This is a genomic window from Croceicoccus marinus, from assembly GCF_001661675.2.
Taxonomy (GTDB): Bacteria; Pseudomonadota; Alphaproteobacteria; order Sphingomonadales; family Sphingomonadaceae; genus Croceicoccus; species Croceicoccus marinus.
This window is the reverse complement of record NZ_CP019604.1, coordinates 154,638-178,256: the sequence shown is the minus strand read 5'-3', so window position 1 is coordinate 178,256 and position 23,619 is coordinate 154,638. Positions and strand designations below refer to the sequence as shown.

Genomic DNA, 23,619 nt, shown 5'->3' with positions numbered 1-23,619 from the left:
AGACCCCATCACGATGGCGGGTTAATGCAAGTGCGCGGGCAATCAGCACCATCGCTCAGGTGTCCCGCTCGCAATAGGCTAGCAAGGCTTCGCGCAGCAGCAGTTGACGGTCCGGGTCAGTGGCGGGATCGATTGCCTCGAGATATGTAGCCTGCGCATCGCCGCCGTCCTTCACCTCGAGCGAGCCGTAATCAAGTGAGGCTATCGTCGGCAGCACCTTCTTGAGCGACCAACTTCCGCGCTGGTCGCGGTGGTACCAGTGCTTGCGGGTGACCGGGAGAAGGTCGACGCAGCGCTCGGCCATGTCCTGCAATGCATCGGAAAGATCCGGGAAACACTCGGCAAGGTAGCGCAGAACGCGGCGTTCAAACGGCGCGTGATAGGCGACGATCGCGGCCCCTGCCGGGATCTGCTCGACAAGCGCCTCCGCACAGGCGCGGCGCGGATCGTTCCCATCGGTCGACAGGAATTCGGAATGGGCCATCGTGCCGTTTTCCTGCTCGAGGTGAAGCGAGAATTGGAACGGAATCTGCTGATGGGGACGCGTACCGATCCAGCGCGGAACTCCAAAGGCGATTGTCTCGAAATCCAGCCACACCCGCGGCCAGCCCCATTGCATCATCTCGAAAGCGGCACCGCCGCGGTCGTGATAGGGCGTGCCGCTGACCGTTGCGGCGTGGACAATGGCGTTCACGCCCGACAAACGGTCTGCCGGAACATCGAGCAGATCGTCATAGCCGCGCGCCAGCCATGCGGCCCCTGCCCCGCGCGGCAGCACCGTCACCGGCCATTCCGGTGGCAGCGGCTCTCCCCTGCGGCAGTGTGCGGCGAATTCGCAGTCATGCGGCCTGCTGCAATGATCGCCCGGCGCCGTCTGCGGCTCCTCCTCCGCCAGCACCGCCTGAGCCTTACCAACCACCTCATCGCGACCCGCGATGATCCCGCCCAGCATCCCGAGCATGTCGGCATCGCGCAGCAGCCCGTCCAGTTTGCCCGGAACCTGCAATACGAACCGGTTGTTGACGTGGCGGATCGCAGCCGACCGGACATCGATGCCGCAGCCCTGCAGCACCCAGACCTGCGTCGCCAGGTCGCCCGTATGGTACTCCTTGGACGCGGTCGAACTCTTCACTTCGGCGACATGCCAGCCACCGCCTGGCAGCCGCTCCATCACGTCGACCCTGACAAGAACGCCGCGGTGCATGAAGGTCGCCTCGAACAGCGGACCGGGATGATCTTCCGCAATCAGGCGCGCGGTGGTTTCCAGCGCTGCAGCCAGGTCCGGCTCGGCCTCGATCATGATGCCACCGGGATGCAGCGCGCAGGCCGCCTCGCCCACTTCGTTGCCGATGACGAACAGCGCTTCGGCTCCCTCGCCCCATTCGGCAAGATCGCGGCGATGGACCTGAAGCCAGAGCCGACGCGGACATTGCTCGAACGCCGCAATGCGGGATTTGGACAGTCCCACCATCAGGCCGCGGCCGCGCGAGGCAAGGCAGTCCTGCGCATTTCACTGCGCCTTGCCGCGAGGAAGTCGAGCCGCCCCTGCGCCACGGCAGCCATGTTGCGCAAGTCCCCGACCAGATCGGCCATCGCCTGTCGGCGAAGACCAGGCTGGGCTCTCTCGATGACGGCGAGGTGCGCTGCCACCAACGCGGGAATGTGGCTACGCAGATGGTCGACGATCTGGTCCGTCATCGCGTCGAGATCACCAGAGGCGGCGCGAGCCAACAGCAATGCGCAGGGCGACCGCGCTTCGAGCAATGGCGTGGCATATTCCGGGCAACAGGCCAGCGCACAGCCGAAAGCGTCTTCTACCTCGGCACTTCCTTCTGAGATCCGGAGAGCAGATCTGCAGGAGGCCTGCACCGCGTTACCGACCCCAGCGGTCAGCATGGACATGACAGCTACCACAAGCAGGACTAACATGAGAAGCGAGACGAACAACAAGAGCAGCATGACGGAGCATCTCCTTTCTGGCCGCGACTCCGACCGTCTGAAGTGATGCTGCCTTTTCCTACAGACCTGCGACAGTTCCGGTCGCATCGAGATCGGACCCCCTGAGCCTGCGACTGGCTCTTGTCTGGTTGGATTGCGCCACCACTGAATGCCTCACACGAGCACCGCCATTGCTTTGTATTACTTCTTGGTATATCGGGGTGGGCATACGTAATCGAAAGGACTGCCCATGGCACGCAACACCTCAGTGACGATCGGGGATCACTTCACCAGCTTCATCACCGACCAGGTCAAGGCCGGTCGTTATGGCTCGGCCAGCGATGTGGTCCGTGCGGGACTTCGCCTACTCGAAGAGCACGAGACCAAGGTGCGTGCTTTGCAAGAGGCACTAATTGCAGGGGAACAGTCCGGCGATCCACGACCCTTCGATCGCGAAGCATTTCTCGCCCGCATGCACGAAACCCATAGCGGACCCGCATGACGGGCCGAAGCTACCGGCTTACACCGCTCGCCGTAGATCACGGTCTCACCAAATGGGACGTGGCCACCTCGCTCCTACGCCACCGACTTCAGCATAGAGAAGCAGAAATTCGCCAGCTAATTCAGCAGAAAGAGGCCGACGACAGGCAGCAAATGGCCGAGGCCGAGGCGCTGGAGGCCCGGCAGACAAAGGAATTGGAAGAGCGATCCCAGTGGATCGAAAAGCGCGCGCATGAGATTGCCACCAGTCGTGATCGAAGCCGCGATCGCGCTCAAATGGGCCGAAGTCGAACGGAATTTCCACGATGACCCGCCCCCCGAATCCCTGGTGTCGATCAAAGCCGCCAAAGGCCATGTCCAGGCCCGCTTCAAATTCGATAGGGATCTTCTCGAACGCTTTCGACAATTGAAGAGGCGAGGCATTGCCTGGCAGGATAAGCCTAACTACGACGTCTGGGTCTGCTCCTTCAGAAACAGGCGGCATTTTTACGAGCTGGCCGCCGAATATCCGCCGAAAGTCGCGGAATTGACATCCAATTAGATGCGCATTCAGCGCCGGATCCAAGGCTCGTCTGTCCGATCGAGGTGTAGGGTGCCTGCGTAGGGCTTGCATAAAGCCCGTGCCTCCTCGGGCGCACCGTGCTGCCATTGCCTGTGATCGCTGGGTGCGATGATGACCGGCGACCGATCGTGAATGCCCTGCATACCGGTACATTCTTCGGTCATTACCATCGAATAGACCGGTCCCCATTCATCGCTCTCGCGCCAGATGCCGGCGACAGTGAACACAGGCTGGTCAGCAAAGCTAATCCATGTCCGCGTCTTGTGGCCTTTCACACCCTCGGCCTCGGCAAAGGCGGTCAACGGGATCAGGCACCGCCGTTCGGCAAAGCTGTAGCGCCACATGAGGCTGTCCAGCTTGTCCGCACGCGCATTGTTTACAGGCTTCGGTTTGAGCTTCTGTCCCGACTTCCCCGTCAAGGAGAGCGGGAAACCCCATGTCATCGCCCGCAATTGGGCACCCGCGAGGACAAGGCCGGGGTAGCCTGGATAGATCTCTTCTCCGGCATTTGTGGCGATCGCAGCTGCGCCGAACATCTTGCCGACTTCATCCGGAGCTCTGTTCAGGCGATAGAGATTACAGATGATGGCGCTCCCGTGGAAGGCCAGTCGGCGGCTGATCCGAACATGCCTCACTACCATTTGCAGGTCCTGTCCGCACACGAATCTGCAGGCATTACCAATAGCGACGGTTGGAATCTGTGTCCGTAAAAACACCGTCTAAAGGCCGAAAGTCCTCAGCAGATTTGTCCCGTCATGCGCTAGCCAGCTTCTATACACGCAGGCCATCCACCCGCTCGTCGCCGGAGTATCCTTGCTCGAGCGAAGGGGCGGCGCTTGGGAAACGCAAGACCGATTCACCAGTTGCCGCCGATCTTCGCGATCTGTTCGAGTAGTGCAGCCTTGGAAACCGTCCGGCGGGTTCCGGAATTTCGCGGCACGAAGACCTCGCCAACAGCAAAGCGCCGCTGGGCGATTTCTTCGCCGAGCGCGACGAGGCTGATCGCCTTACGCTTCGTCTTCAAGGTCTTGAACGCCATATTCCTGTGCCGTTTCCTCACGGATCCTGCGATCCATATAATCGCGATCGAGTTCTTTCGAAAGCGTGAACATGGCTTTGGCTTGCCCGAGCATTTCATCGGCCGATCCAGACGAATACTGCCCCATCCGGTCCGCGATCAAATCTTCGATCGAAATGACCGCTACCGCTCCGTTGTCGCTTATTTCGACAATTTGCAGGTGATCGTCATCGGCCAGACCATCAAGCAACCGACTGCCGACAACCTCGAAGCCAAGCTTGAGGTCGGGATGGATCCACCCTCGTAGCGAGATGCCCGCACCCTTAGGCCGAACAAAGCCATGCTGGGCCATGATGGCTTCCAGCACCTCCTGCTGCGTCGCAACCAGATCGAAATCACCGGTGTTCACCATGCCTTGGGTATAAAGTTCAACGGCGCCGCCGCCGACCAGAACCGGGGGTGTGTAGCCGCGCTCGTCCATCGCCGCGCTGATTTGCGCGAGCATTTTCAAAGCATCTTCAAATTGGGGGCGCCAAAGCGACATTCAGGTCGGCCTCACTTCGAATAAAGCATTCACGCCGTTATCGGTGCAATTCGCGGCGGCGACGCGCCTGTCAGGCGCGTGGATGTAATTCACAGGAAGCGAAAATGACACTTGAACCCTTGAGAAGCGGGATGTCCGTCAGCGTATCATTCTCCCGCTGAACAGTGATCTGATACGGTCGATCAAGCCCGGCTCTTCCATGCCGCGGATTCGACCATGCTTACGAACACGCGCGGTTTCGGAAAGCGGCCGGCTTCCCAAGCCTGAACTTATGCCACCGCTCTTATGGATCGTGTACCGCGACATGGCCGCCACTTTACGCTATCGTCCGGTCGCCGGAAAGGAACAGCCGGCCTCTTTCCGCAGATCCCTTGCTACGCGAGGTTCAGCGATACTCGCCCGGCACGTTCGTGGATGAAGGCCGCCAGAGCCGAGATAGCAGATCGCTCGCTCAGACCCGGCACTTCCAAACCCGCCTCAATGCTTCGCATGATGCGCTCGCACAGTGAAACACCGCGTGCCCGGATTATCTGGACATCGACGCCCGCATCGGCTGCGAAACGCTCGAAGCTTCCGGTGGACATCTCTTCAAGCGTCCTCGCCCGCCCGTACTTCATGGCGAAACGGGGCGAGAGCTCGGGCCACACCACGGTAGAAATGATATCGTACAGCGGCGCGAGCACGATTTTCCGATCCCCATTGCGCAGCAGGCTGAAGTTCTTGGCATGCGCATCGGCATTGCCGATGACGAGATTGAAAAGCGCTGCATCGATCAGCTTGAGATTTTCTGCTTCGGGTTCGGTCGTGACCTGACGGACAAGCTCAAAGCAGTCGCGAAAAACCGGTCCTCCATCAGTCGCATATTTCTTCAAGGGCAGAACACCCAGGCCTTGCGCGAAGTCTTCTTGATGCAACCGCCGTGTCGTTCCGCTTGCGGTGATCCGGTCATAGCGCGACACGAGCAGGAAGGCCCTTCCCCTGGCAGAACGCCATTCGGCGGCAGCCGTGCCGAGGCGGATGCTTTTCGCTAAAGCCAAACAGAACGCCTCGTTTGCAGCCAGCCCCGGAAACCTCTCGGGCTCAGGCTTGATGATATCGGTGGTCGCCTGTCCCGGGGGAGCCACCGCGATGCGGTTATCGACCAGCACCACAGGAAGTTTGCTCTGCGCTCCGGCCAGACTATAGCGGGTCCCCTGCCCCGCCAGCATGGGCGCGCGCGCCATCCGGTCGAACAAATCGACGAGTTCGGCGTCGCTCAGCGGGACGGGTGTTTCTGCATATAAGCAGGAAGGAAGCGCCTGATCTATTGGCCAGAACGTTAGCGCTCCCGCCGTATCGCCGCCCAGCGCCTTCAGCAATCGGAACGGATTGCCCGGTGAGATCTCTAGCGCGCGGGCCGCGGCTTCGCGCTGCCATTCTTCGGGCAGAAGGTTCTCGAAGAACGGTTTGCAGGCGCGGTCTGCGAACGTTTCGGATTGCAAGGGGAGCCCACAGGAAAGCGGCAGCGCTTGCGGATCACGGAGCCAACTTTCAGCGTAAGTGAAATTGATGCCGCCATTGCGATCGAGGGCGAGTTCACCAGTATGGCAGTCACCCCACCGGACCGCGAGGCGGTCGATGATTTCAGTTTTCATTTTGGTCTTCTCAGAATTTCGCGGAGGCGCCTTCCGTGCAGTGGCGCTGCGTTTGTACCGCAATCAAGGGCATCTGATCCTCATTGGCCAAGCGCGGCCAGCAAATAGCGCACCTGTTCAAGGCCCGTGATCGAACGCGCCATCATTACCGATAGCGGCGCTTCGCCGCCAAGGTCGCGCCGGGGCGTTCTGATCCAGGCACGCACGCCTGCCGGATTGCTGAAGAGTGTTTTCAACCCGACATGAACGCCGAGCAGCAACGAAAGGCGGAGCGCGCATTCGCGCTCGATTACCCCTGCCCTGCCCTGTTTCCAGCGCTGCCAGCGCTCGCTGCCGAGACCACCCATGAGCGCCTGAGCCTCGGCATCCGTCAATTCCCACAAGGCAAAGAGCCTGACGATCGCCCGGGCGCCTGCGTCGGCTTCGTCCTTGCTGATCGGCGGATAGCGATCGCCTCCGCTGCCACGACCGAAGCCGTTTTGAGGTCTGGTCATGCGTCGGGTTCCCTTAAGCATGTATATGCAGTCCAGTGCTCACTCATAACCCGGCTCGCCGAAGAGGCGATCGTATCGGTATCTGCGGTGCCAGTTCGACAAGGTGCGGACGTAGTCCGTCGGCGGCTGCTTGCAGAATGCCTCGACGATGCCATCGGTGCAGGCTGCGGCTGCCTGCCCGATGCCCTCGCTCGCGAAATGCCGCGCCGCGCAGATCGCGGTGAGCATGGCATTGGCCGCGCAATGTTCTGCGATCTTCGCCCATGCCTCCTCCCTGACCAGATGGGGGAGATAGTGCCCGGGAACCGGGATACCCCTCAGTTCCAGTCCCCGGACATATTCGGCCAGATGCAGCTGTTCGCGTCCATCGCATGTTAGCTCGCTCAGCCTGATCCGATGCGCCGCTGCGCTTTCGGCGGATCGCAATTGCGGCGGCAGGATCCGGCCCTGCATTTGCGCCACGCGCCGCAGCGAGAGGACATCGTCATGCGGAGCGCCCCATGTGACCAGCTGGGCGGTGTGATCCGGGTCGGGGGCTTCGGCCGTCAGGGCCTCGAAGAGTTCGTCGACGATATCGGTCTCGTCGCATTCCGGCTGAATCCGTGTCTCGAACGCCTCGACCACCGACCTGTCCTGGCATCCGGGAAAGCGGGCCACGACCCATGAGCCTGCCACGATCCGCCAGAAGGGCCAGCGCAGTCGGTATGCCGCCGCTTCGCCGAGGTCGCTACAGTAGGCCTCGTAGCGCGCGTCGTCGCGGGCATAGGCAAAAGAGGCGGCGACGATGCTCTTTGCGCTCTGTCTGTGCAGGTCGAAGCGGGAGGTGCCGCCCACCGGGCGGGGACGGTTGAATGTGATCATGGGTTCTTTCTTTCAATGATGAAAATGCCCGCAAGAAGGCGGGCGAGTTGGTTGCGCATTGGAATTACAGTCAGCGCTAGCGCTGGCGGGCCAGTTCTGGATTGGGCACTCCACCAGAAAACGTCGCCTTGAAACTCCGCGGCCGTGCCGACAGCCGGCTCTGCACGAGATCGACCCAGAGCAGGTCGCAGCCTGTTGGCGGTTTGTGCCCGCGCTGCTGGTTGCAGCGCTGGTGTTTCAGAAGCCCGTTTGCGAGCGTGCGCCCTCCCCCTGCGCTCCGCGCGATTACGTGATCGAAGGTGGGAGAGTCAGGGTGATGGCGAGGCAGCCGCTTGCCGCTTGTTAGGAATGCGCCGCACCCTGCGCATAGATCGCACTGCGCCCAGCGCAGCGCCCGGCGCTGCGCTGCCCGGCGTCTGGTCGTGGGCATGGTCTGTCCTGGAGCTATGGTGAGAGAAGGAGGTGGGTCCGGAACCACGGCGTTAGCCGGAGCCCCCTTCCCCTTCGTCTGGCGTCTATTTCAATTGTGCCGCCGCGGCCGCGATGCTCAACACAATGGCGGCCCCGAGGTTCAACGGCCGCGGCATGTCAGGATTTCCCGATGCCCGAGGTTCTCCTTGCGCCAGCGCGCCCACATGCGCGTGTAATCGGTGGGCGCCCGCTCGCAGAAGCGGTCGATGAGCGCGCGCGTGCACGCCTTGCCGGTCTGGCCGATCTCGCCGCAGGTCGCGAGCCGGCGCACGGCGAGGATGGCGGTCAGCAGAACATCACCCGCGCATTGCTCCTCGACGCGTTTCCAATCGCCGGCAAGCACGTGCTTGGTCACCTGCCTTGCCGGAATGGCCTTGCCGGGCAGCCCTTGCGCAAACGCATACTCGGACAGGTGCAGACCCTTGATCTCGTCCGTGTAACAGTCCTGGCAAAGGTCGAGCCGCAATGGACAGTTTTCAGTGGTATTGCGTAGCTGCGGGGGCACGGTCACGCCCCAGCACATCGCCACGCGCCGCAGCACCTCGTTGTCTTTATAGTCACCGCCCCAGGTGACAAACCGCGCCGGATCGCCGTTCCCGTCCACATGCCGCTCGAGCACCTGGCGGAAGAAATGATCGGCAATGTCGATCTCGTCCATGTCGGGCTGGCACAGCGAATGGAAGCGCCCGACCTCGGGTTTCTCCACCTCGCCTGCCGGGAAACGGATCACGACCCAGGAGCCGCAGACGATCTCGTCGAAGGCCCAACGCGCCGTTGGATACGCCGAGGGTCCGTCCCGTCTGACATAGGCGCTGTGCTTCTCAAGGTCTCGGCGGAACTCGAAGTCTGCAACGACGATGGTCTTGTCCACCTCCTGCACTATGGCGGGGCCATCGGGATTGCGGATCGGGTGCTGGCGGTCGAGAATGATCATGTGGAAATTGTCCTGTAGGTAGATACGAAAAGGCCCGCGCGAGGCGGGCCCTTTCGAGAGAATGCTGGCTTAGGTGTTCGGGGATCAGAGATGGCGCTGCGTTGCGTCGATCGGTGTTGCCACAAACGACGGCAGGCCAAGCTCGGCAAACCAGTCCCGCTCGCTGAGGTACTCAGGATAGCCCAGCTCGGTCCACCACACCCTCTTCTTCGGATCCCATTTGTAGCCGCGGGATTTCAGCCGGTCCTTGAAGCCGTAGGGCGCGTTCAGCGCCTCGACGCGGTAGCTCTCGGCATCGCTCGCCTCCAGCAGCAGGTCGAGACAGGTCCGCGCGTCGAGCAGCTGGAAGTGCGCCGGCGCGTGCGTCAGCAATTTGAACAGGCTCCAGACATCGTTCGCTGCATGATGCGCCTGGTAGAAGCGGCCGCTCTGCATCAGCAAATAGCCCAGGTTCTTCCCGTCCATCTCCAGGGTCAGCCAGTCGATCTCGTTCATGCTGCAGGCCCACGGCCGGGGGCCGAGTTCCAGGTAGCGCTGTTCGATGAAGGCGCGGTCGAAGCGCGCATTATGCGCGATGATGAGGTCCGCCTTCGAGAGCACCTCGAGCACGCGGTCGTCGTCGATCCGCTGGCCGGCGACGGCATCGTCGGTGATCCCCGTCAGGAAGCTGATGCGTTCCGGGATCTCCCGTCCGGGGTCCTGCAGCCATTCCTCCGGCTTCGTCCAGGACACGATCCTGTGAACGAGGTCATCGCCTTCGCTCTCGACCACCACCTGCATCAGCGCGAGTTCGATGATCGCATCATGCTCGGGATCGAGCCCCGTCGTCTCGACATCGACCAGTACCAGCGCTCTTCTTCTGCCTCTTGCGGGCTCATCACTCTCTTTACCCCACGGCTCTTCGAGCCTGCGCAGCACCCTGAAGCGGTTGTCGCGATCGACGATGTCCGCGAGATTGGAATTGGCATCGGTATTCATGAAGTTCAAAACCCTTCGGTCGTTGGTACAAGCGAGACCGGCGGAGCGGATGCGAGGCCGTAACCTCCTTTTCCCTCCTCCCTTCTGTCTCACCTTCACCGCGGACCAGCGGGTTCAGGCTTTTCTTACCCCTTCGATTTTCACGCGTTGGTGCTCTAGTCACTCACGCCTTGCTACTGTCCACAATATCCCTTATATGTTGGACCAATCTGATTGGAGGCTTCCATGGCCGAGATGATGACCCTCAATGTCCGGGTTAGCGGCGCGCTCAAGGATTTCGTCGCCCGGAACGTCGGTGAGGACGGGGCCTACGACAATGTCAGCGAATATGTGCGCGATCTCATCAGGCGCGATAAGGAACGACTGGAAGCGGAGCAGTTCGCGCGGCTGAAAGCTGAATTGAAGACCGCCTTCGCCGTGCCGGAATCGGCCTATCACACTCTTGACGTCGACACCGTCATCGCGCGGAATGCTCGGCGCTGACTTTTGACCTCTTTTCGCGTTCAGGACCGCGCGGGCCATCGTCTCGACGAGATCTATAGCTACACCCGCGAGCGCTGGGGTGACGAACAGGCCGAACAATATATCCGCGGCCTGTTCAGCTGCTTCGAGCAAATAGCCTCAAGGGAGATCCCGTGGCGATCTGTCCCGGCCGAATTCGGCGTGGACGGCTATTACTGCCGCTATGAACATCACTATATCTATTGGCGCGTATTGTCAGACGGTACGGTCGGCATCGTGACAGTGCTACATGAACACATGCACCAGACCGAACGGTTTCGGGACGATATGCCGCGATAGTGTGGCGCTGCTGCCCAGGCTTGCGCCTCGCCTGAAGCGTGGGCGAAATGATGCGTACTCGTCTTATCCTTTGCGCGCGAGGAGAACCGCCCCCCATTCGCGTTTCAAATATTCGGCGGTACTGCGCTTCATCTTCGATGGACACTCTGGTGCCGTCTTCCCGGCGGCCCCACACGATCTTCGCACCGGAATTGCCCCGGCCCTGCCCGGTATCCGAAACGATGAAGCCGAGACTATTGCGGTGGACGGTTATCGTTGCTTCGTTCTGCATCGCGTATTTCGCTACGAACCCGCGAACCATGCGGTGCGAATTGCGTCGATACAAGGACGCCAGTGGCCATAGGGCAGTTACCGGATCCGCCCAGAGCAAGAATGGCAAGATTTTAGGAGGTTTGTTTAATCCAGATAATTTTAGGATGAGACTGGTTATCCGGCTAGGAATGGATCTGCACGAGATTGCAACCTTTTGCTGAGCTAGCCTTCCTTGTACTGGGTTTATCGGAATAGAAACAATTGGTGGCTTTTCGGATTTTTCCATCCGGAAATGGTCGGCAGCTGGGTCATAGAGTTTCGTGACGGGCGGAATCCCAGTCCCCCTTCATCGCAATAGGAGATTATGCTGTGGCACCCGTTGCTGCGAAGTTTGTCGAACAGCCGCAGGTCCATATCGTCGAAAGCGGAATTGTCCGCTCAACCGTCTTCCCGAACAAGCTTCGCGATCTTCGCCGCAAAGCCGGATACGAGACGCTGACCGATTTCGTTCGGGAGACCGGTTTGAAGGAGATCACCTACATACGGCTAGCCAAGATTGAACGAGGACAGATTTTCCCGCGGCCTGACGAGGTCGTCGAGCTGGCAAGGCTTCTCAACGTCGATCCAATGAGCCTGTTCATTGATACGGCCGAGAAGGATTTCGATCGTGAAAGCTGGGCGCGCGATCATACTGAAGCATCGCTGACGTTCCGCGGCGGAACGCGCGAAGATTTGAGGATCGGCGCCGCATTGCGTATTCGCCGGCGCGAACTCGGCCTGTCGACGACGGATCTAAAAAAGAAGTTCGGGATTCCTGCGGCCACTGCCAGCCGTATCGAGAACGCTGAGCGCCCTTTCCATCGTTGGCCTGACAAGATCCGCAAGGCGATTGCCAAGATGATGGGCGGCGCATCGATGCGGGATATTGCGCGTAGCGTTACGGCATACGAGCAGGAAGGTCGTCTCGATGCGATGATGGCCGAACTGTTTTCGCAGCAGTCGCTGGACCAACGGCATAACGCTTCGCTTCTCGCCCTGGTGCAGAAATTGCCGGGCAAGCGTGCCGAGAAGTTTGCCGCCAAGCTCGAGAAGATGATGACCGAAAAGGGTCTCGTCGACTGGTCGTCGAACCTGAGCCTCGTGGCAGCAGCTGAACAGCCGGATATTGTCTCGGACGACCAGACCATGCCGGTCCTTGAGGGCAGGACTCATGATGGCTGGACGATGCTGTCCGAAACGAAGAAGACCTTCACGCGCAATTTCGAGGGACCGGGCATTGCCCTCAAGCTGGACAAGCCGGTTCTGGGCATGGGCATTCCGACCAGCGCGCTGCTGGTGTTCGAACTGATCGATCGCTCCGAAGTGAAAGGCGAGATGGTTCTCGCCCTGATCGATGGCCCGCGGGTGCGTGTCGTATCGGCTCGGCCGGCCGGGCGCGGCTTCAAACTGGCGCAGGTCAATCCCGAATGGCAATCGTCGCTTTCGAAGGAGAGCAACGTTAGGGTCGCGAAGCTTTCCCAGATCGAAATGGCCTAGAAGCAGAACCAATTCTGACTGAATGAAAAGGGCGCCATCCAGCGCCCTTTTGTGTGCTTGATCTGGAGGGTCCTTCGTACCCATCCGGTGAAGGCCGCGGCAGTGCTATATATCGTGGTCGGCGATGAGCGTTGTGAGGTTTTCGACGCCGTATTCGGTAAATGCCATCGCGCCGTCCGGACGATCAAGGCTGTACACCCAGATCAGCCCGTCTTCCGGGTCCATGCCCGACGCGAGTTCAGCAATCAGATCTTCTTCGACGCTTAGATGACGCGCTACGAGTGCGATCGTGCTGACCGAATGGACCTTGTTAACGTGCGCCATCAAGCTGCGATTCTGGCTCGCCCAGATTCCCAGTTCCAGGGCAGTAGTTCGTCGATCCGGTGGGCAGGATGTCCGGCGATGCGCGCGAGGACATCGGCCAGCCACGCCTGCGGATCGACATCGTTGAGCCGGGCCGTCTGGATCAGCGTGTAGAGCACGGCCGCGCGCTGTCCGCCGCGGTCGGAACCGCAGAACAGCCATGCCTTGCGGCCAAGCGGCACACAGCGCAGCGCCCGCTCGGCAGCGTTGTTCGTGATGCAGATCCGGCCATCATCGAGGAACCGGGTGAAGGCACCCCAGCGCCGGAGCATATAGTTGATGGCCTTGGCCATATCATGGCTGCGCGACAGCTTCGCGAGCTGCGCGGTGAGCCAGGCGTGCAGGCCCGCCATCAGCGGCGCGCTGCGTTCCTGCCGGAGTGCAACACGCTCGCCTGGCGTTTTGCCGTTGATGCCGCGCTCGATCTCGAACAGGGCATCGAGGCGCTGCACGGCTTCTAGCGCGATCGGGTAGATCATGCCGTTGCGTCCGCCGCGGCTTCTCCTGCGCGCGGCTCCCTCGACATCGGCCAGCTCGAAGAATTTGCGCCGTGCATGCGCGAAGCAGCCCGCCTCGATCACGGGTGCTGGCTGACGACCGGGAGCGTAAAGCTCGTTGTAGCCGCCATAGGCATCGGCCTGCAGGATCCCTGCCCAGGACGCCAGATGCTCCCGTGGATGCTCACCGCGCCGATCGCGGGAATAGTGGAACAAGGCTGCTGGCGGATCGGAGCCGGCGAAGGGCCGGTCATCGCGCACATAAACCCACAGGCGCGCCGTATCGGTCTTGCCCTTCGCCATGACCGGCACGGTCGTATCGTCGCCATGGATCCGGGCTGCATCCAGCACATGGGCTTCGATCCGCCGGTAGAGCGGCATGAGTGCGAAGGCGGCGGCACCGACCTGATCGGCCAGGGTCGAGGTGCTGAGCGCTACGCCTTCGCGGGCGAAGCGCTCGGCCTGCCGGTTGAGGGGCTGGTGCTGACCGTACTTCTCAAAAAGTAGCATGGCGAGGAAGCTGGGCCCGGCCCATCCGCGCGGCACGACATGGAACGGCGCCGGGGGCTGCGTAATCGTCTCGCAATCCCGGCAGGAGAACTTCTCACGCACCGTCCGGATCACCTTCCACTGGCGCGGGATCACTTCCAGCGTCTCGGTGATATCCTCTCCCAGCTTTGACAGACGCGCGCTGCCGCAGGACGGGCACGAACAGGGCGCGGGGATGACGACGCGTTCGCGGGGCAGATGTTCGGGGAACGGCTTGCGGCTCGGGCGCTTGCGGTCGAACGCGGCAACCTCGCTCGTCTTCGCCGCAGCGGCTTCGGCAGCGCAATCATTCTCGCAGGCATCGGCCTCGAGATCTTCGAGCTGCAATTCCAACTGGTCGAGCAGACGTCGGCTGCGTTCGGCGCTGGCGCCATATTGCTCGCGACGCAGCCTGGCGATCTGCAGCTTGAGGTGCGCGATCAGCGCCTCGATCGCGCTCTCGCGGGCCCTGGCCTTGGCAAGGCGTGCCTCGGCATCATCGGCGCGTGAGAGCGCGGCGGCCAGCAGCGCCTTGAGCGCTTCGACGTCGTCCGGCAGGGGCGATGCGGCCGTGTCCATAAGGGGCATGGAATCACAGATCGGCCTTCGGTCAAAGCCCAAAATGCGCCAGCCAACGAAGAAAATGCAGCCCCTATCCGGCGCTCTGCGGACGCCATGAATATTGCGGGTTACGCCAGTCGATCCCCTCCAGCAGGCAGGACAATTGGGCATTGGTCAGCGAGACGATGCCCTCTCTCGCCGAGGGCCAGACGAAGCGACCCTTCTCGAGCCGTTTGGCATAAAGCGACATGCCGATGCCGTCGTGCCAGATGATCTTGACCAGCGATCCCGTCCGCCCTCGGAACACGAACAGGTCGCCGCCATGTGGATCGCGCTTCAGGCCCTGCTGAACCTGCAAGGCCAACCCCTGCATGCCCTTGCGCATGTCCGTGTGGCCCATCGCGATCCAGACCCTCGCGCCCGATGGGATCATCGCAGCGCCTTCAAGGTCGCCGAAACCAGTGCGGCAGGCGCATTCGACGAAATGCGCACGCACCGACCATTGCCAAGATCGACCGTGACCGCGGCACACGGATCGTGATCGGCAGGCTGCTCATCATCGGCGAGCACGGCCTGGGCGAAATTTATCTCCGGTACCGGCAAGGACGCAGCCGCCGACTGTTCGCGCAACTTGCGACGCCATGTGTAGATCAGGCTGGTCGAAACGTCGCGCCGCCGCGATACATCGGCAACGCAGGCGCCCGGCGCAAAGGCCTCGGCGAGGATCTCAATCCGCTCCTCCTCGCTCCAACGCCGACGACGCTCCGGCCCCGTCATCACCGTGATCTGACCCATGCTCCGCTCCTAAGCTCGCTCATACGAGCGCTCTTAAGACCGGTCGTTCACTCGCCGGACAAGGCGGGCCTCACCGGATGGGTACGGTCCTTCAGCCTTCGCGGCGATGGTCATTTGCTCGATCATCTGGGCGCTCGCCCCTTCCCACGATCGCGCTGGATACCGCGGCCAGCCGGACTGGCATTGAAATCGGATCGTTCCCAGTCCGCCTTGAAGCTAGCGGCATGGCCAGGTTCGACCGATTGCGCGATTTCGCGAAGCTTCTCATCCTGCCGAATGGGCGCTGACAGTCTTGCTCGCTCTTCTTCGAGCCTGCGCAGCACCTTGAAGCGATCATCGCCGTCCAGAATGGCGGCGACGTTTAGTCCCGGACGAACATACGCGTCTCAAGCACGCTTGCGCGAGGACGGATAAAAATCAGCGCTCATATTTGTCGCCGAATAGCCGCCTGCGAAGCTCTTCGGGACCCAGCGACGTCCATTCCTCGTCCGTGATATTGGATTTTATGCGCGATGGCCCGGATAAGTCGATGTGCGACTTATTGATGCGCGCGCGAAGTTCAGCCCTTCCAGCCCCCTCCTTTGCGCTTGGATCAGTCGTCGCTTTTGGAAACCTCGCATTGTATAGCCAGCGCCTGCTGGCACCGGATCGGATGGCCGTGGCAATCTGCTCGTCTGTCAGGTTCCTGTGCGGCGCCAGATTGATCGCGATTACGGACAAGCCCGAAGCTTTAGATTCCGCCACGTCCGGCAAGGGCTGGCGGTGTTTCAGCATGAACACGATCGCCACCTCCCGGCGAGATTTAATCTTGCTCGCCGCAGCGCGCACGCCTGCCAATTCACCGAAGACTTCGCCGATCACTGTATCGAAGCCAATCGAACGGGTTCGGCCATCAACATCCGGAAGCCGCACGTCCGCTTTGCCCGAGAGGGCTCCTACAGCAAAACTGCACATGGCCGCGAGTTGCGCTTGCCGACAGGCCTGCGCCCCGCCTGAGGCATGCGCGAAATGATGCGTATTGGTCTCACCCTTGCGAGCGACCAGATCCGCCCCGCATTCGCATTTCAGATGCTCGGCCCCGCCGCGTTTCGCATCGTCGATGGACACTCTGGTGCCGTCTTCCCGGAGCCCCCACACGATCTTCGCACCGGAATCCCCTCGGCCCTGCGCGGAATCCGAAACGACAAAGCCGAGGCTGTTACGGTGGACGGTTTTCGTTGCTTCGTTCTGCATCGCCTGTCTCGCTACGAACCTGCGAACCATGCGGTACGAATTGCGTCGATACAAGGAAGCCAGAGGCCATAGCACACCTCGACGGCCGCGGAATGTTCCGTAAGTCAATCAGACGGGAGCCGGTCGCTGACCAGCGAGATGGCCCATCTGTCGCGAGGAATTTATCAGGATAATTGTCGCCCGCACCGATAGTATGATACCGGTTTTTTAGGAGAAGCACATGGCAACCATCCGCAAAACCATCACGCTCAGCGACAGTCAGGATGCCTGGATCAAGGCTCAGATCGCACGCGGGGCATTCACGAACGACAGCGAATATATTCGTGATCTCGTACGCCGCGATCAGGAAGGGCAGAACAGCTTGGCCGAACTGAGGCAGGCGATCGCGGAAGGGCTGGAAAGCGGCGTGAGCGATCTGTCGCTGGACGATATATGGACAACAGCAGAGAAACATAGTCCCTCTGCAGATGCCTGACCTGCAAATCAGCAGGCGAGCAGCATCCGATCTTGCCGAAATCGCCGATTACACGATAGCTGAGTTTGGCATCGAACAGGCCCGCAAGTACCGCGATCTGCTGCAATCCTGTTTTCAATCCCTCCTCGACAACCCGGGTCTCGGCAGAAGCGCCGAGGACCTTGCGCCCGGTCTGCGCCGGATCAGGCAGCAGGCCCATGTTATCTTTTATCGGCCGGCCGGCAGCGCGATTCTGATTGTCCGGGTTCTCCACCACAACAGGGACTTCAGCCGATATCTGTAAATGGGCAGCACCCGCCAACAGGCGCGACTTCGAGGGTCCAATCCGGCTCAAGAAAAATTCGTATTTCGTCCTCGCGGGTGTTCGTCGCCCCACCATCGCTGGCCACATGCTTGCGAGCTTTTGCCATCACGGGCATGGTCCCGCTATGCCCAAACCCCACGACCCCTACGCTTATATCATCCGTCTGGAAGCCCGGATTGTCGGCATCGAGCCAGCGATCACCCGCACGCTGGAACTGCCGAGCGATCTCAATTTTGCACAGCTTCACGAGGTGTTGCAGGCAGCATTCGGGTGGACCGACAGCCATTTGCATCAATTCCGTGTCGGAGGCCTGACCATCGGCGCGCCCGAGGCTATTGAAGATGCTGCTTATGGCCCACGGGTGTTTGAGGCGACTGACGTCCAGCTCAAGGATCTGACATTTCCTTATGAGGTCGATGCGAAGCTCACCATCACCTATGAATACGACTTTGGCGATGATTGGCAGCACAAGCTGGTATTGCGTCGTGCCGAGATCGAAGAGGAGGTCAAATATCCCCGCTGCATCGCCGGCGAACGGTCGGGTCCGCCAGAAGATGTCGGTGGATACCCCGGCTATGCCGACTTCCTGGAAGCATGGCTCGACTCCACGCATGAGGAGCACAAGTCAGTGCGGCGATGGGCGGGCAAGACGTTCGATCCGGAGCGCTTCGACCTTGATGCAACCAACAAGGCCATCGCGAAGGCCATGCGGGCCTGTCGCGGCGATTACCGGCAACGACACATCCGCGACTGAACCGGAGGCGGACCGTCCGGTCTCTGACGTCGCATCGAACGAAGCTGCCAGCGGCTATTCGCCAAGTTCTTCCGGCAGCACCCGACCAACTTAAGCCGTTCTACAGCAAACGCTTGAGTGTCCGTTCACGCAGAAACCTGCCGTTGGCATGTGTCTGATCATCCAGGCGGAAGGCGCCGACATAGCAGTCGTTCCCAGCCTTTGGCTCGGTCATTGGTAGCTGCCATTGGTTCAGCCGTTTCTCTGCGACGGCAACTGGACCGGTAGTCGACCTGCAACTTGCGCGCGTAGAGGAAGGATAACTGCCCGTCGTTCACGTGGCCATCACCTAGGACCTGCCGCCATCTTGCAAAGCCTCAGCGTGCCCGGCAGCATTGGACATCAATTCTGGCAAGGCTGGAGAAGGGAAATGCCGACGATCGCGCAAGGTGAGAGCCGCAACGTCGGAAACGTTGGGAGCTTCTCGTGGATACTTTGAGCCCGGGATCAACGGCTCGAAAGCGCCGCTTATCTGATACGGGAGTTGATTGAACAATGAGCCAGTCTCTCCCTGATGTCACGCTGACGTGCAGTTGTGGCGATCGTTTCTCGACGTCAATGATGGGTTTGACGATCGAGACGGTGGTCACCTGTTCCTCTTGCAAGTTCGAGCACCACTTCACGGGCGAACAGATCGAGCAGATCGATCAAGTGTTCGCCGCCTATATCCGCAATACCGTGGATGCGCGCGAACTGCAGGTATACACCGACGACGATCTCATTTTTTTACGCGTCAACCGTAAGCTTCCGTCCGTCTCGAAGATCTACCCTGGCGTCGCCATGCGCAGCTTCGGGCCCGAGCGGCATGTTGGCCGCAGCGAGCCGAGGATTGATTGGAAGCGCTACGACGAATGGCGAACTCAAGGCGACGAAATCAAGGCGTTTGTCGCCGCCACGCGGGAGCTGGAGAAGAGCGATCCGGATCTGGCCATCGCCAGATATCGGGAAGCGAATGCGCGCTTCATCGAGCACGAGCGCAACCATCCCCCGGATATCGAGAACAAGCAGATCGGATGGTGTGACCAGTCGGCAATTCGCCGGCTTGCCACGTTGTTGCGAAAGCAGAAGCACTATGCCGAGCTGATCGATGAGATCGAGGTCTTCCACATCCGGTTTCCCGCCACGGGGCCGAATGAGAACAACCTGACACGCTGGCTGCGGGAGGCACGGGAGCGGCTCGGCCGCGAGCCCTCAGCAGAATACTTGGAGGCGATGTGCGAGAGCAACCGTCTCGCGGCCGAAACGAGGGAGCGCCAGCTCCAGACGAAGAAGTTGCCCGTCTCGCTGGTTGGCGAGCAGCACTACCGCACGGCGGTGGCCGGCATCGGCGTGGGTGACGAGGTGCGTATCTGGCACGAAGCGGGCAATCCTTACGACGCTCTCGCCCTTGCGGTGACGGATACGCACGGGCAGACGCTCGGTTATCTACCAAAGGATTGCTTCTTGCGACGTGCGATCCACCAGGAAGGCAAGAGCTGCTCGAGCAAGGTGCTGCATCTGCACAAGGGAGAGCGCGGCTTCACGCAGGTGACTATCGAGGTTCAGCTTGGCGGCGAACCTGTTCAGCAGCGGGATTTCTCGCGCAGGTGAGGGGCTGCCGTCCCTCGTGGCGGGCGCGGTGTGAGAATTCGGCCGATCTGTGGTTTCAGCGTTATGCACATTTCTGGCACATTCGTCTCAATGTTCGAGCGACCAGAGGGGATGTCCCGGCGAGTGTTGAAACTTTGAAAGAGGGTGGCGTTGCTTCCCCTGAGCCGTAGGCTCGGGGTGATCAAACCAAGAAAGGAAGCAACACCATGAAGACGACTACCACATCTGCCAGTGCCCTGGCCACCGCGCCTGTCGGGTCTTCGCTTGTCGAGGACGCCTATGGCGCGCTGACGAAGAGTTTCGAGCAGTTCTGCCTGATGGCGGGCATCGAAAGCCTGACGCAGATGATGAACGAAGACGTGGCCCGGTTGGCGGGGGATCGCTATGAACATTGCCCTGGTAAGCCCGGCTACCGTTGGGGTCGCACGAAATCCCAAGTGGGCTTTCATGGCGGCAAGATCGAGGTCGATCGCCCGCGCGTTCGCAGCAAGGCGACGGGCAAGGAAATGGCGCTGCCGAGTTGGGAGGAGATCGCTGCGGGTGGGTATCTCGACCAATGGGCCATGAACCTGATGGTGATGAACATGGCCACGCGCAAATTCGGCCGTGCCGTTCGGCTGCCCGAGGCCGGTGTACCTGCGGACGCGGGCAGCGGCCTATCCAGTTCTGCGGTCTCCCGGCGGTTCAAGGCGCTGACACAGGCCAAGCTCGATGAATGGATGGCCTCCGATCTGTCGGAGCTGGATCTGGTCGCCATCCAGATCGACGGGCTGCATCTGGACGATCATCTGCTGATGATCGGCGCTGTCGGGATTGAGGCTTCCGGGCAAAAGCACCCTCTGGGTGTCGTCGAGGGGGCGACAGAGAACGCAGCAACGGTGCAAGCCCTGCTCGATAATCTGATCGAGCGTGGAGTGAACCCCGAGGGCTGCTACCTGTTCATCGTGGACGGGGCCAAGGCGCTGAGCAAGGCGTTGCGTCGGACCTTCGGGGCGGACATTCCCATCCAGCGCTGTCAGGTCCACAAGGCGCGCAACATCACCGACCGCCTTGCGCCCAAGCATCATGCCGCTGTACGCCGCGCCTTGAAGCAGGCCTGGGAGATGGACGATGCTGAAAAGGCCGAACGCCTGATCCGCAATCTCGCACGGCGCTTCGAACAGGAGGCCCCCGATGTCTCGCGCTCGATCCTGGAGGGGCTCGACGAAATCCTCACCGTGGTCAGGCTGGGGCTGCCGCTTGAACTCAGGCGTTCACTGGCCAGCACCAATATCATCGAGTCCATGAACAGCGTCATCCGACAGGTCTGCCGGAACGTGAAACGCTGGCGGGATGCCAGGATGGCCTTGCGCTGGACAGCCGCGGGCATGTTCGAAGCCAAGAAGGGTTTCCGGCGTCTCAAGGCATACAAGCAGCTGCCAATTCTCAAGCAGGCCCTTATCGACCACCGCCAAAAGGACCAGATTGACCAAGTCAAGAACGCCGCATAACCTCGCAGAAAGCACCGCCGCTCAGGCGAGTTTCAACAGAAAGCGGGACATTCCCGCGACCAGAAGCGGGCCGCGGAATAGCGGTCTGTCATTTCTGGAAAGCAGTACGCTGACGTTCGGGATCAACCAAACTTTGGCATCTCTCGCCGACATTGCCGCCGTTCGAGGCTCAAGCTGAAGCCTTCAAAACTTGCCTTACGTTCATCGATCAATGGGTGCGCCTGAGCGACTTGGTCTGGGACATTTCTGCCAGTCGGCGTCGCGACTGGGATCGTCGCGTTGCGCTGACACCGGCCATTTGTGGATTTGCTTAAGCCCTTTCTCCTAGGTCTCACTATTTGGACTTTCCAAGAGTGTCCTGTGGGATTGTAATGGACGATAATCAGCCTTTCTATCCAAGCCGCACCAGCGTCACCGACGCTTCCTAAAGATATTTGATCGGCCGCAGTGGCTGCATTTCAAAACCGTACCATTCGTCCGTCTTCGCGGTGCTTTTTGCTGGAATGGCGGGTGACGTCGCGTCGAATCGGCGGTAGCGGTGAGTAGAGAAAACAATAGAACTGAATTGCGCCAGGGGGGGCTGCGTTGAAGATCTACGCCGTATCGATCGATAATTTCCGGGGCATCAGTTCTACGAAGCTGGTCCTGCCTGACCACGCCGTCCTCATCGGCGACAATAACACGGGCAAATCCTCTGTCCTCGAAGCTATAGACCTTGCGCTGGGTCCGGATCGACTGAGTCGACGCCCGCCAGTCGACGAGCATGATTTTTTCGAGGGCAACTATCTCGCCGTAGCTCCAGCGGCGCCTGAGGAAGGTGCTGAGCCCAATGAGGGGACGGACGCGGCCCCCGATGACGCACCGAAAATCAGGGTTGAAGTCACGATCATTGGCCTTTCCGAAGAGCAGGAGGCCAGGTTCGGCGGGCATGTAGAATGGCTCAACGTCGCCACGGGCAATTTCTTCACCGATGCCAATCCGGCGGGCGTGGATGCAGCGGACATCAAGGCCGCGCTGCGTGTCACCTTCATCGGCGCTTATGACCCGGAGGAAGACGATTTCACCGGCAGTACTTTCTATTCGCGAAGCCTGACCGAAGGCGACAAATCCGAGCCCTTCACCAAGAAAGACAAGCAACACTGCGGCTTTCTCTTCCTGCGCTCGCTGCGCACGGGGTCGCGCGCGCTAAGCCTGGAGCACGGCAGCCTCCTCGACATCATCCTGCGCCTGAAGGAAATCCGGCCACAGATGTGGGAAGGCACTATCGGAACGCTCGCCGGAATCGACGTGGCAAGCGATCCGGCACTCGGCATTTCCGGCGTCCTAGACAGCATCGACAAGTCGCTAAAGAAATACGTGCCACGCGAATGGGGCGTGAAGCCGCACCTTAAGGTGTCGAATCTGACGCGCGATCATCTGCGCAAGGTCGTAACCGCCTTTATCGCGACCGGCGACGGTACTCATGCGGCGCCGTTCTTCCGGCAGGGTACCGGCACGATCAACATGCTGGTCTTGGCAATGCTGTCGCAGATCGCCGAGGACAAGCAGAACGTCATTTTCGCGATGGAGGAAGTCGAGACGGCGATTCCGCCCTATGCGCAGAAGCGGATCGTGCACGAGTTGCGCAAGCTGGCAGCGCAGTCGATCGTCACGTCCCATTCGCCCTACGTCCTCGAGGAGTTCAAGCTGGAAGAGACGGTAATTATGTCACGGGATAGTGCGGGCAAATTGAGCCAGGCGCAGATCGCGTTGCCTGATAGCGTCAAGCACAAGCGCTACCGTCAGGAGTTCCGCACACGCTTCTGCGAGGGTCTTCTATCCCGGCGAGTGCTGATTGCTGAGGGGGCGACCGAGGCCAGCGCCTTCCCCGTGGCCGCGCGCCGATTGTCCGAGCTTAATCCCGAAACCTATGCCTCGATCGAGGCGCTGGGCATCTGCATTATCGATGCAGGGACCGAGTCGCAGATCGCCGACCTCGCGGGGCTATATAAGGGCCTTGGCAAACGGACTTTCGGGCTATGCGACAAGCAGACTGATCCCGCGAAGGCGGCGATCGAAGCCCAGGTTGAGCGGCTCTTCATGCACGACGAAAAGGGGATCGAGGATCTGATTCTCAAGAATACGACCCAGGAGGCGCTCGAGCGGTTCTCGAATGCGCTCGACTGGCCGCCACACATTCTCAGCAATTATCCCGATCCCAAGGCCAATCTGATGCAGGCACTCAAAGAGTATTTCGGGTGGGCTAAGGGAAATTGGGGCATCGCCGATTTTCTGGGGCAGTGTTCCGAGGCCGAAATTCCATCTTGGATCCGCGACGCGTGCATAACATTGAAGGCCATCTGTGATCCGCCGCCCGCACCTGTCGCGCCCCCAGCACCGCCAGTGCCGCCTGCGCCTCCGCTACCGGCCGCGCCTCTGGCGGGGAATGGTGAACAGACTGGCATTGGGTCCGGTGCTTAGGGGGCG

27 protein-coding genes are annotated in these 23,619 nt (G+C 60.8%); 11 read left to right on the top strand and 16 right to left on the bottom strand.

Going from position 1 to position 23,619, the window contains the following annotated elements:
- Positions 1 to 55: 55 nt before the first annotated feature.
- Positions 56 to 1,471: a DUF2779 domain-containing protein gene (locus A9D14_RS18445; RefSeq protein WP_066850861.1), complete on the bottom strand. Its 1,416-nt coding sequence runs from the start codon at positions 1,469 to 1,471 to the stop codon at positions 56 to 58.
- The gene (locus A9D14_RS18440) at positions 1,471 to 1,959 is read right to left on the bottom strand and encodes a hypothetical protein (protein WP_066850860.1); all 489 of its coding nucleotides are present in this window, start codon (positions 1,957 to 1,959) and stop codon (positions 1,471 to 1,473) included. The genes A9D14_RS18445 and A9D14_RS18440 overlap by 1 nt, the downstream gene beginning before the upstream one ends.
- A 229-nt stretch (positions 1,960 to 2,188) precedes the next feature.
- Between A9D14_RS18440 and A9D14_RS18435 the strand changes: the two genes are divergently transcribed.
- Together A9D14_RS18435 and A9D14_RS18430 are read left to right on the top strand one after the other, a co-directional pair.
- The gene (locus tag A9D14_RS18435) at positions 2,189 to 2,440 is read left to right on the top strand and encodes a type II toxin-antitoxin system ParD family antitoxin (protein WP_066850859.1); all 252 of its coding nucleotides are present in this window, start codon (positions 2,189 to 2,191) and stop codon (positions 2,438 to 2,440) included.
- Positions 2,441 to 2,689: 249 nt separating this feature from the next.
- Positions 2,690 to 2,980 (top strand): hypothetical protein, encoded by a 291-nt coding sequence (locus tag A9D14_RS18430; protein ID WP_066850858.1) that lies wholly within the window; start codon positions 2,690 to 2,692, stop codon positions 2,978 to 2,980.
- Positions 2,981 to 2,988: 8 nt separating this feature from the next.
- On the opposite strand, the gene A9D14_RS18425 is transcribed toward A9D14_RS18430, so the two are convergent.
- The 9 genes from A9D14_RS18425 to A9D14_RS18390 all read right to left on the bottom strand — a co-directional run bounded on the left by A9D14_RS18425 (position 2,989) and on the right by A9D14_RS18390 (position 9,935).
- The gene (locus tag A9D14_RS18425) at positions 2,989 to 3,642 is read right to left on the bottom strand and encodes an SOS response-associated peptidase (RefSeq protein ID WP_232469148.1); all 654 of its coding nucleotides are present in this window, start codon (positions 3,640 to 3,642) and stop codon (positions 2,989 to 2,991) included.
- Between the two features lie 215 nt (positions 3,643 to 3,857).
- On the bottom strand, positions 3,858 to 4,040 hold the full coding sequence (locus A9D14_RS18420) for a hypothetical protein (protein WP_066850857.1): 183 nt from the start codon (positions 4,038 to 4,040) through the stop codon (positions 3,858 to 3,860).
- A complete protein-coding gene (locus A9D14_RS18415) occupies positions 4,009 to 4,563 on the bottom strand; it encodes a hypothetical protein (protein ID WP_066850856.1) in 555 nt (184 codons plus the stop codon). The genes A9D14_RS18420 and A9D14_RS18415 overlap by 32 nt, the downstream gene beginning before the upstream one ends.
- Before the next feature lie 374 nt (positions 4,564 to 4,937).
- The gene (locus tag A9D14_RS18410) at positions 4,938 to 6,197 is read right to left on the bottom strand and encodes a type II toxin-antitoxin system HipA family toxin (RefSeq protein ID WP_066850855.1); all 1,260 of its coding nucleotides are present in this window, start codon (positions 6,195 to 6,197) and stop codon (positions 4,938 to 4,940) included.
- A gap of 80 nt (positions 6,198 to 6,277) precedes the next feature.
- Positions 6,278 to 6,691 carry an MbcA/ParS/Xre antitoxin family protein gene (locus A9D14_RS18405; RefSeq protein WP_066850854.1) on the bottom strand — a complete coding sequence of 138 codons (414 nt, stop codon included), beginning with the start codon at positions 6,689 to 6,691 and terminating at the stop codon, positions 6,278 to 6,280.
- A 39-nt stretch (positions 6,692 to 6,730) separates the two neighbouring features.
- Positions 6,731 to 7,552, bottom strand: coding sequence for a hypothetical protein (locus tag A9D14_RS18400; RefSeq protein WP_066850853.1), 822 nt, complete (start codon positions 7,550 to 7,552; stop codon positions 6,731 to 6,733).
- A 76-nt stretch (positions 7,553 to 7,628) separates the two neighbouring features.
- Positions 7,629 to 7,982 carry an HNH endonuclease gene (locus A9D14_RS20535; RefSeq protein WP_157668314.1) on the bottom strand — a complete coding sequence of 118 codons (354 nt, stop codon included), beginning with the start codon at positions 7,980 to 7,982 and terminating at the stop codon, positions 7,629 to 7,631.
- 141 nt (positions 7,983 to 8,123) lie between these two features.
- A complete protein-coding gene (locus tag A9D14_RS18395; protein ID WP_066850852.1) occupies positions 8,124 to 8,957 on the bottom strand; it encodes a hypothetical protein in 834 nt (277 codons plus the stop codon).
- An 84-nt stretch (positions 8,958 to 9,041) separates the two neighbouring features.
- Positions 9,042 to 9,935, bottom strand: a complete 894-nt coding sequence (locus A9D14_RS18390; RefSeq protein ID WP_087910618.1) for a 3'-5' exonuclease — start codon at positions 9,933 to 9,935, stop codon at positions 9,042 to 9,044.
- Positions 9,936 to 10,160: 225 nt separating this feature from the next.
- Here A9D14_RS18390 and A9D14_RS18385 point away from each other — a divergent pair, with 225 nt between their 5' ends.
- From A9D14_RS18385 to A9D14_RS18375, 3 genes are all read left to right on the top strand, one after another.
- Positions 10,161 to 10,418, top strand: coding sequence for a ribbon-helix-helix domain-containing protein (locus A9D14_RS18385; protein WP_198302103.1), 258 nt, complete (start codon positions 10,161 to 10,163; stop codon positions 10,416 to 10,418).
- 3 nt (positions 10,419 to 10,421) lie between these two features.
- Positions 10,422 to 10,736, top strand: a complete 315-nt coding sequence (locus tag A9D14_RS18380; RefSeq protein ID WP_066850850.1) for a type II toxin-antitoxin system RelE/ParE family toxin — start codon at positions 10,422 to 10,424, stop codon at positions 10,734 to 10,736.
- A 621-nt stretch (positions 10,737 to 11,357) separates the two neighbouring features.
- On the top strand, positions 11,358 to 12,524 hold the full coding sequence (locus A9D14_RS18375) for a helix-turn-helix transcriptional regulator (protein ID WP_066850849.1): 1,167 nt from the start codon (positions 11,358 to 11,360) through the stop codon (positions 12,522 to 12,524).
- Positions 12,525 to 12,629: 105 nt separating this feature from the next.
- Here A9D14_RS18375 and A9D14_RS18370 read toward each other — a convergent pair whose 3' ends face one another.
- The 5 genes from A9D14_RS18370 to A9D14_RS18350 form a co-directional block, all read right to left on the bottom strand.
- Positions 12,630 to 12,848 carry a hypothetical protein gene (locus tag A9D14_RS18370; protein WP_062067998.1) on the bottom strand — a complete coding sequence of 73 codons (219 nt, stop codon included), beginning with the start codon at positions 12,846 to 12,848 and terminating at the stop codon, positions 12,630 to 12,632.
- Positions 12,848 to 14,491: an IS66 family transposase gene (gene tnpC / locus A9D14_RS18365; protein ID WP_066850848.1), complete on the bottom strand. Its 1,644-nt coding sequence runs from the start codon at positions 14,489 to 14,491 to the stop codon at positions 12,848 to 12,850. Before tnpC ends, A9D14_RS18370 begins: the two co-directional genes overlap by 1 nt.
- Before the next feature lie 73 nt (positions 14,492 to 14,564).
- Positions 14,565 to 14,906 carry an IS66 family insertion sequence element accessory protein TnpB gene (tnpB, locus tag A9D14_RS18360; protein ID WP_062068002.1) on the bottom strand — a complete coding sequence of 114 codons (342 nt, stop codon included), beginning with the start codon at positions 14,904 to 14,906 and terminating at the stop codon, positions 14,565 to 14,567.
- Positions 14,903 to 15,268 (bottom strand): IS66-like element accessory protein TnpA, encoded by a 366-nt coding sequence (tnpA, locus tag A9D14_RS18355; RefSeq protein WP_062068004.1) that lies wholly within the window; start codon positions 15,266 to 15,268, stop codon positions 14,903 to 14,905. The genes tnpB and tnpA overlap by 4 nt, the downstream gene beginning before the upstream one ends.
- A 417-nt stretch (positions 15,269 to 15,685) precedes the next feature.
- Positions 15,686 to 16,501 carry a competence protein CoiA family protein gene (locus A9D14_RS18350; RefSeq protein WP_157668313.1) on the bottom strand — a complete coding sequence of 272 codons (816 nt, stop codon included), beginning with the start codon at positions 16,499 to 16,501 and terminating at the stop codon, positions 15,686 to 15,688.
- A 220-nt stretch (positions 16,502 to 16,721) separates the two neighbouring features.
- On the opposite strand from A9D14_RS18350, the gene A9D14_RS18345 reads away from it, so the two are divergent.
- The 6 genes from A9D14_RS18345 (at position 16,722) to A9D14_RS18320 (ending at position 23,613) form a co-directional block, all read left to right on the top strand.
- Positions 16,722 to 16,976: a type II toxin-antitoxin system ParD family antitoxin gene (locus tag A9D14_RS18345; RefSeq protein WP_066850846.1), complete on the top strand. Its 255-nt coding sequence runs from the start codon at positions 16,722 to 16,724 to the stop codon at positions 16,974 to 16,976.
- Positions 16,969 to 17,259: a type II toxin-antitoxin system RelE/ParE family toxin gene (locus tag A9D14_RS18340; protein WP_066850845.1), complete on the top strand. Its 291-nt coding sequence runs from the start codon at positions 16,969 to 16,971 to the stop codon at positions 17,257 to 17,259. Before A9D14_RS18345 ends, A9D14_RS18340 begins: the two co-directional genes overlap by 8 nt.
- A 145-nt stretch (positions 17,260 to 17,404) precedes the next feature.
- The gene (locus A9D14_RS18335; protein ID WP_066850844.1) at positions 17,405 to 18,034 is read left to right on the top strand and encodes a plasmid pRiA4b ORF-3 family protein; all 630 of its coding nucleotides are present in this window, start codon (positions 17,405 to 17,407) and stop codon (positions 18,032 to 18,034) included.
- 534 nt (positions 18,035 to 18,568) lie between these two features.
- Entirely contained in the window at positions 18,569 to 19,663 is a 1,095-nt protein-coding gene (locus A9D14_RS18330) for a hypothetical protein (protein WP_157668312.1), read from the top strand.
- Positions 19,664 to 19,869: 206 nt separating this feature from the next.
- The gene (locus tag A9D14_RS18325; protein ID WP_066842647.1) at positions 19,870 to 21,153 is read left to right on the top strand and encodes an IS256 family transposase; all 1,284 of its coding nucleotides are present in this window, start codon (positions 19,870 to 19,872) and stop codon (positions 21,151 to 21,153) included.
- Between the two features lie 585 nt (positions 21,154 to 21,738).
- Positions 21,739 to 23,613, top strand: a complete 1,875-nt coding sequence (locus A9D14_RS18320; protein WP_066850842.1) for an ATP-dependent nuclease — start codon at positions 21,739 to 21,741, stop codon at positions 23,611 to 23,613.
- The last annotated feature ends 6 nt before the right edge of the window (positions 23,614 to 23,619 follow it).

Coding starts and splice junctions, on each gene's coding strand:
- A9D14_RS18445 (WP_066850861.1), bottom strand. CDS start 1,471: ATGGTGGGACTGTCCAAATCCCGCATTGCGGCGTTCGAGCAATGTCCG.
- A9D14_RS18440 (WP_066850860.1), bottom strand. CDS start 1,959: ATGCTGCTCTTGTTGTTCGTCTCGCTTCTCATGTTAGTCCTGCTTGTG.
- A9D14_RS18435 (WP_066850859.1), top strand. CDS start 2,189: ATGGCACGCAACACCTCAGTGACGATCGGGGATCACTTCACCAGCTTC.
- A9D14_RS18425 (WP_232469148.1), bottom strand. CDS start 3,642: ATGGTAGTGAGGCATGTTCGGATCAGCCGCCGACTGGCCTTCCACGGG.
- A9D14_RS18420 (WP_066850857.1), bottom strand. CDS start 4,040: ATGGCGTTCAAGACCTTGAAGACGAAGCGTAAGGCGATCAGCCTCGTC.
- A9D14_RS18415 (WP_066850856.1), bottom strand. CDS start 4,563: ATGTCGCTTTGGCGCCCCCAATTTGAAGATGCTTTGAAAATGCTCGCG.
- A9D14_RS18410 (WP_066850855.1), bottom strand. CDS start 6,197: ATGAAAACTGAAATCATCGACCGCCTCGCGGTCCGGTGGGGTGACTGC.
- A9D14_RS18405 (WP_066850854.1), bottom strand. CDS start 6,691: ATGACCAGACCTCAAAACGGCTTCGGTCGTGGCAGCGGAGGCGATCGC.
- A9D14_RS18400 (WP_066850853.1), bottom strand. CDS start 7,552: ATGATCACATTCAACCGTCCCCGCCCGGTGGGCGGCACCTCCCGCTTC.
- A9D14_RS20535 (WP_157668314.1), bottom strand. CDS start 7,982: ATGCCCACGACCAGACGCCGGGCAGCGCAGCGCCGGGCGCTGCGCTGG.
- A9D14_RS18395 (WP_066850852.1), bottom strand. CDS start 8,957: ATGATCATTCTCGACCGCCAGCACCCGATCCGCAATCCCGATGGCCCC.
- A9D14_RS18390 (WP_087910618.1), bottom strand. CDS start 9,935: ATGAATACCGATGCCAATTCCAATCTCGCGGACATCGTCGATCGCGAC.
- A9D14_RS18385 (WP_198302103.1), top strand. CDS start 10,161: ATGGCCGAGATGATGACCCTCAATGTCCGGGTTAGCGGCGCGCTCAAG.
- A9D14_RS18370 (WP_062067998.1), bottom strand. CDS start 12,848: ATGGCGCACGTTAACAAGGTCCATTCGGTCAGCACGATCGCACTCGTA.
- tnpC (WP_066850848.1), bottom strand. CDS start 14,491: ATGGACACGGCCGCATCGCCCCTGCCGGACGACGTCGAAGCGCTCAAG.
- tnpB (WP_062068002.1), bottom strand. CDS start 14,906: ATGATCCCATCGGGCGCGAGGGTCTGGATCGCGATGGGCCACACGGAC.
- tnpA (WP_062068004.1), bottom strand. CDS start 15,268: ATGGGTCAGATCACGGTGATGACGGGGCCGGAGCGTCGTCGGCGTTGG.
- A9D14_RS18350 (WP_157668313.1), bottom strand. CDS start 16,501: ATGCAGAACGAAGCAACGAAAACCGTCCACCGTAACAGCCTCGGCTTT.
- A9D14_RS18345 (WP_066850846.1), top strand. CDS start 16,722: ATGGCAACCATCCGCAAAACCATCACGCTCAGCGACAGTCAGGATGCC.
- A9D14_RS18340 (WP_066850845.1), top strand. CDS start 16,969: ATGCCTGACCTGCAAATCAGCAGGCGAGCAGCATCCGATCTTGCCGAA.
- A9D14_RS18335 (WP_066850844.1), top strand. CDS start 17,405: ATGCCCAAACCCCACGACCCCTACGCTTATATCATCCGTCTGGAAGCC.
- A9D14_RS18330 (WP_157668312.1), top strand. CDS start 18,569: ATGAGCCAGTCTCTCCCTGATGTCACGCTGACGTGCAGTTGTGGCGAT.
- A9D14_RS18325 (WP_066842647.1), top strand. CDS start 19,870: ATGAAGACGACTACCACATCTGCCAGTGCCCTGGCCACCGCGCCTGTC.